Below are 5,645 nucleotides of genomic sequence, written 5' to 3'. Positions count from 1 at the left end.
GGATGGCCACGGTAGTCATTGTCGCAGCCTCCGCCTCCAATTCCCCTGCGGGGAAAATAATGGCGCCATCGGTGGGATTCGAACCCGCCATCCACGACAACCCTGAAGGGCATGGATGCCCGAATGCTGTGACGGCCATGGATGGCCACGGTCGTTATCGTCTTGGCCTCCGCTCACCAACCTTCGCCATTCCTCCCTATGCAGAGATCGACCGCTTTAATCTCCGCGAATTATGCGCAGATTGTACTTGTTTATGCTGCGAACATCACCGATAATCTCCGCATGAGGTGCGGATAATGTCGACCTATGTACACGAGCTGAGTGGTTGGCCGAACTTCCGTTGGAACGAAGGGCTGGTGGCTCAACGTCTTGCGTCCGTGCGTCATCGGCAGGGGAGGCTGATCGGGCGCATGGATGCTCTTGGTTTCGACCTGCGCGCCGAGGCGGTCTTGGCCACTCTCACCCAGGACGTTCTCAAATCCAGCGAGATAGAGGGCGTGATCTTCGACAAGGATCAAGTGCGCTCCTCCATCGCGCGGCGACTCGGCATGGAAATTGGCGCGCTGGCACCCGCGGATCGGCATGTCGAAGGCGTGGTCGAGATGATGCTCGACGCCACCCGAAAATTCGATGCGCCGCTGACCGGGGAACGCCTGTTCGCGTGGCACGCCGCGCTCTTCCCGACAGGGCGAAGCGGTATGGCCAGGATCATCGTCGGGGGATGGCGCGACGACCGCTCCGGCCCCATGCAGGTCGTCTCGGGACCGATCGGAAAGGAGCACGTTCACTTCGAAGCGCCGAAAGCGTCTCGCCTTCCATCCGAAATGACGGCATTTCTGAAATGGTTCGGTGAAGAGTCTTCGCTGGATCCGGTCCTCAAAGCCGCGCTCGCGCATCTGTGGTTCGTCACCATCCACCCGTTCGACGATGGCAACGGACGCATCGCGCGCGCGATCGCGGACATGGCGCTCGCACGTTCGGAGCAAAGCCCGCAGCGCTTCTACAGCATGTCCGCGCAAATCCAGCAGGAGCGAAGAGAGTATTACGACATTCTGGAATCCACCCAGAAGGGCGATCTCGACATCACCGCATGGCTTGAATGGTTCCTTGCGTGCCTGGACCGCGCCATCGAAGGCGCGGAGAGCGCGCTCTCGGGCGTGTTGCGCAAGGAGCGTTATTGGGACGCCATCAAGGACCAGCCGCTCAACGAGCGTCAGCGCGCGATGATCAAACGGCTGCTGGACGACTTCGAAGGCCGGCTCACCTCATCGATGTGGGCAACGATTACGAAAACATCGCAGGATACGGCTCTGCGCGACATCAGCGACCTGATGAATCGAGGGATCCTCGTGCGCGAGGCCGGAGGCGGCAGAAGCACCAGCTATTCATTGAAGCCATTGGATGGCCGATAGCGGCCCATGTTGCTCCCCGGCGCTGGGGTCTCTGAGACCCCGGATTTCGGCACCCCAGGGGTCCTTGCAGGGGATGCGAATTGTTACCGGTCGGACGGGAAAGGGCTCTTCCAGACGGGCGCGGCGCCGATCCCCCGGAAGGGATCGTTCCGCACTTCCTCCGATTTCCCCGGCTTCCTGGCGACGATCAGGATGTGGTGGGGGATGTAGACCTCGACTGAAAGGATCTGGAGTCCCATGTGGTGGACCGTTTCGACCGCGAGGCGGGTGTCGAAAACGTGGTGATGCAGGCGGCGCCGGACCGGATTCTCCCTCGTGGCTTGCTTGAGATCCTCGATCCCGGGGTACTCCGGCGTGCGGGCGAGGTCGTGCAGCCTCAGGATCTCGTCCATGTGCGTCGCGTCGTCATCGGACACCCGCCGCTCGAAGTCGGCTACCATGTGCGCCAGCGTCGTCACCGGCCTGCGGTGGTCGAAGGTGCCGTCCTTGTGCGGGAGCACGAGCACGATGTGCCCACCCTCCCTGAGGACGCGGGTCCACTCCGACAACGCCCGCAGCGGGTTGGCCACGTGCTCCAGCGCGTGCGACGAGAGGACGAAATCGTACGAGGCCGGCGCGATGCGTGAGAGGTCGGCGGCCTCCATGACGTATTGGACGCCGGGCGCGCGCAGCCGGCTGTACCGGAACGTGCGGCCTTCCTCGATTGCCGTCTCGAACCTGTACAGGGGATCGGAGGCCCGATGGCTGAGATTGCAGTTGTCGACCCGGCCGGCGACCGCGTAAACGGGGAACAGCCTGCCCAGCTTGAACACGCTGCTCGGCCCGCCGATCTCGAGGCCGATCTTCCCTTTAAATAGCGGAATGCACCGGCGGTAGCACCGGAGGCGGCGGGGACGGATCCGCGCGGCCAGGGCGTCGAAGAAGGCCGTTATCCTGTACGAATCGAACGGGAGCCGCATCGCCGACATTATACATGCAGGGGGTCGTCCGGAAAGAACGCCAGGCTCGCCGACGCGACGACGACCAGGACGCTGCCGATGTTGTGCACGATGGCGGCCATGATGGGCGTGAGCCATCCCATGCCTCCGGCGACGACCGCGGCGGCGTTGAACGCCAGCCCGAACGCGAGGTTGATCTTGATGATTCCGAGCATCCTGCGGGACAGGCGGATCAGCCAGGGCAGCCGGGAAATGTCGTCGTGGGTGAGGGCGATGTCCGCGGCCTCCAGGGCGACGTCGGTCCCCGCGCCCCCCATGGCCACGCCGACCCGGGAGGACGCCAGCGCCGGCGCGTCGTTGATCCCGTCGCCGATGAACATGACCGGCAGCTCCCTCGACTGGTACGTCCGGATGATCTCCACCTTGTCGCGCGGCTTCAGGTTCGCGTAGACCCGGCCGATGCCGACCGAGTCGGCCACGCGCCGCGCCGCCTTTTCATGGTCGCCGGACAGGATGGCGGTTTCGCGGATCCCGAGGCCGTGGAAATTCCGGACGGTCGTGCCCGCGGTCGGCCGGACATGATCCGAAACGTTCAGCAGGCCGACGGGCGCCTGATCCCGGTACACGACCAGCGGCGTGACGCCGAGGGAGATCGATTCGTCGATCCGTTTCCGGAGGTGCCCGGGAAACGCGGCCGCGTCCGCGCATAGGGAGACGCCGCCGACCTCGATGACCGAGCCGTCCACCATCGCCCGGACGCCGAGCCCGATCTCGTGGAAGGCGTTTTCCGCCCCGCGGACGGCCACCTTGGCGTAATGCGCGGCCTTCAGGACCGCCCGGGCCAGCGGGTGGGTGCAGTGCTGCTCGGCGCTGGCGGCGCAGGCGAGGAGCTCCTCCCTGCCGACGCCGTCCGTGCAGGCGATCTCGACGACCCGGGGCTCTCCCAGCGTCAATGTCCCGGTTTTATCGAACAGGACCGCTTTCACGGAAGCGGCCTGCTCGAGGTGCCGCCCCCCCTTGACCAGGATCCCGGCGCGGGCCGCGCGCCCCAGCGCCGCCACCGTCGCCGTAGGGGCCGCCAGGATCAGCGCGCAGGGGCAGCCGACGATCAGGACCGCGATGGCCCGGCCGACCTCGCCCGTGTAGATCCACGCGACGCCGGCGCAGAGCAGGATCGCGGGCGTGAACCATGTCGCGTAACGGTCGATGAGCCGCACGGCCTCGGGCCGGTGCGACTCGGCCTCGCTGACTAGCTGGATGACCTTGCCCAGCGTCGTGTCCCGACCGACCTTCGTCGCGCGGGCTTCCAGCACGCCGTTGTAGTTCAGGGTGCCTGCGAGGATGGCGTCCCCGGCACGCTTTTCCAGCGGCAGCGATTCACCGGTCATGACCGATTCGTCGACCGCCGAGACGCCCGATACGATCACGGCGTCGACCGGGATGCGTTCCCCCGGCTTGACGAGAATATGGGCGCCGACCGCCACCTCTTCGACCGGAACGGTCTTTTCCGCCCCGCCTTCCAGGACCACCGCCGTCTGCGGCGAGATGCGGACCAGCGACTGGATCGCCCTGCGGGCCGAATCGCTGGTCGCCCGTTCGATCAGCCCGCCGAGCGTCATGACGAAGCTGACAACCGCGGCGGCCAGGAATTCCCCCTGGAGCAGGCTGGCGACGATGGCCAGGCTGACCAGCTCGTCGACGTTGACCTTCCGTTCGATCAGCCCCTTGACTGCCCCCCAGACGATGGGCGATCCGTTGATGAGGACGGAAGCCAGGGCGAGCGCGTTTCCCATAAAGCTCGGGGACCCGCCGCCGGAGTCGACGGCGTAGCTGGCCAGCGCCAGGAGGGCGGCGCCGGACGCGATGTAGAAATCGCGCGACCTGAAAAGTTCCTGGTATACGCCCAGCTTCGAGAAACGGCCGATCATCCGATACTCCCTATTTGCCGAACTTGCCGAACAGGTCGACGACTTCCTTTATCCGATCCGGTCCGCGCTCCCGGCCGCGGATCGCGTCCGTCACGCACCCTTTCAGGTGGTCCTCCAGGATCATGCCGCCCAGCGCCCGCAAGGCGCCTTCCGTGGCGGCGATCTGCTTGAGCACCTGCATGCAGTCCCGGTTTTCCTCCACCATCTTCTTCAGGCCGCGGGTCTGTCCTTCGATGCGGTTGATCCGCGCGATCAGCTTCGGGTGGTCGTCGCCGCAGAGGGGCATCGCGTCCTCCTTATACATATACTTGGTATGAGTATATCGACGGTCCGGGCCCGCCGTCAAGCTGGGACCTTCTCGCGGGGACCTCCTCGCTTGAAATGCCCCACGGAATCCCGTAACATACACATTCCCGCCGAGGGTGCGCCGGCGGTCAGGCCCGCCGCAACGGAATGCGGCAAACCCCGTCAGGTCCGGAAGGAAGCAGCGGTAGCCGCACAACTCCGTGTGCCGGCGGTTCCCCTGGCCGCCGGCGGACCCCCGGTGGAGGTTCCCGGGGGACGACCGATGGCCTATGAGGCGTTGGCGCGAAAGTGGCGCCCGAGGACGTTCGAGGAGATCGTCGGGCAGGGCCACGTCTCCCGCGCCCTCGCCAACGCCATCGCCTCCGGGAAGATCCATCACGCCTACCTGTTCTCCGGCACTCGCGGCGTCGGGAAGACCACCTTCGCCCGGATCCTCGCCCGCGCCCTCAACTGCGAAAAGGGGCCCACCCCCGCACCGTGCCTCGCCTGCTCCGCGTGCGAGGAGATCGGGTCGGGGAGCGGCGCCGACGTCCAGGAGATCGACGGGGCGTCCAACACCGGCATCGACGACATCCGCCGCCTGCGGGAGAACGCCGCCTACGCCCCCTCCCGGCTCCGCTACAAGATCTACATCATCGACGAAGTCCACATGCTGTCGAAGGCGGCCTTCAACGGGCTGCTCAAGACGCTGGAGGAGCCGCCGCCGCACGTGGTCTTCATTTTGGCGACCACCGAGCCGAACCGGATCCCCGACACGATCCTTTCGCGCTGCCAGCGCTTCGATTTCCGGATGCTCACCGACTCCGAGGTGCGGGGGCGCCTCGACGAGATGGCCCGGGCGGAAGGGGTGGCCGTGGAAGAGGACGCCCTCTCCCTCATGGCCCGGTACGCCTTCGGGTCGATGCGGGACGGGCAGTCGATCTTCGAGCAGGCGGCGGTTTCCGGGGCGGGGACCGTCACGGCGGCGCTGGTCGAAGGGATGCTGGGGCTGGTGGGGACGGAGGCCGCCATCGACCTCGCAGCGGCCGCGGTGCTCGAAGGGGCGGGGCCCGCGCTGGCCC

General features: G+C 66.2%; 5 protein-coding genes and 1 other RNA gene. 3 read left to right on the top strand and 3 right to left on the bottom strand.

Going from position 1 to position 5,645, the window contains the following annotated elements; all coding sequences use genetic code 11:
* Positions 1–296 precede the first annotated feature (296 nt).
* Positions 297–1,412: a Fic family protein gene (locus AB1346_06360; GenBank protein ID MEW6720052.1), complete on the top strand. Its 1,116-nt coding sequence runs from the start codon at positions 297–299 to the stop codon at positions 1,410–1,412.
* A gap of 83 nt (positions 1,413–1,495) precedes the next feature.
* Here the strand turns inward: AB1346_06360 and AB1346_06355 are convergent, their stop codons facing one another.
* The 3 genes from AB1346_06355 to AB1346_06345 are packed head-to-tail and all read right to left on the bottom strand — an operon-like array spanning position 1,496 to position 4,564.
* Positions 1,496–2,371: a class I SAM-dependent methyltransferase gene (locus tag AB1346_06355; protein ID MEW6720051.1), complete on the bottom strand. Its 876-nt coding sequence runs from the start codon at positions 2,369–2,371 to the stop codon at positions 1,496–1,498.
* An 8-nt stretch (positions 2,372–2,379) separates the two neighbouring features.
* Entirely contained in the window at positions 2,380–4,278 is a 1,899-nt protein-coding gene (locus AB1346_06350) for a cation-translocating P-type ATPase (GenBank protein MEW6720050.1), read from the bottom strand.
* Between the two features lie 10 nt (positions 4,279–4,288).
* Positions 4,289–4,564, bottom strand: coding sequence for a metal-sensitive transcriptional regulator (locus AB1346_06345; GenBank protein MEW6720049.1), 276 nt, complete (start codon positions 4,562–4,564; stop codon positions 4,289–4,291).
* A gap of 146 nt (positions 4,565–4,710) precedes the next feature.
* Here AB1346_06345 and ffs point away from each other — a divergent pair.
* Positions 4,711–4,810: signal recognition particle sRNA small type (gene ffs / locus AB1346_06340), an RNA gene on the top strand.
* Between the two features lie 36 nt (positions 4,811–4,846).
* The coding region (gene dnaX / locus AB1346_06335) for a DNA polymerase III subunit gamma/tau (GenBank protein ID MEW6720048.1) at positions 4,847–5,645 on the top strand (799 nt) is incomplete at its 3' end.

This window comes from Thermodesulfobacteriota bacterium (assembly GCA_040758155.1).
Lineage (GTDB): Bacteria > Desulfobacterota > Deferrimicrobia > Deferrimicrobiales > Deferrimicrobiaceae > UBA2219.
Note: the sequence above shows the minus strand (reverse complement) of the source record. Positions and strands in the feature narration are given on the sequence as shown.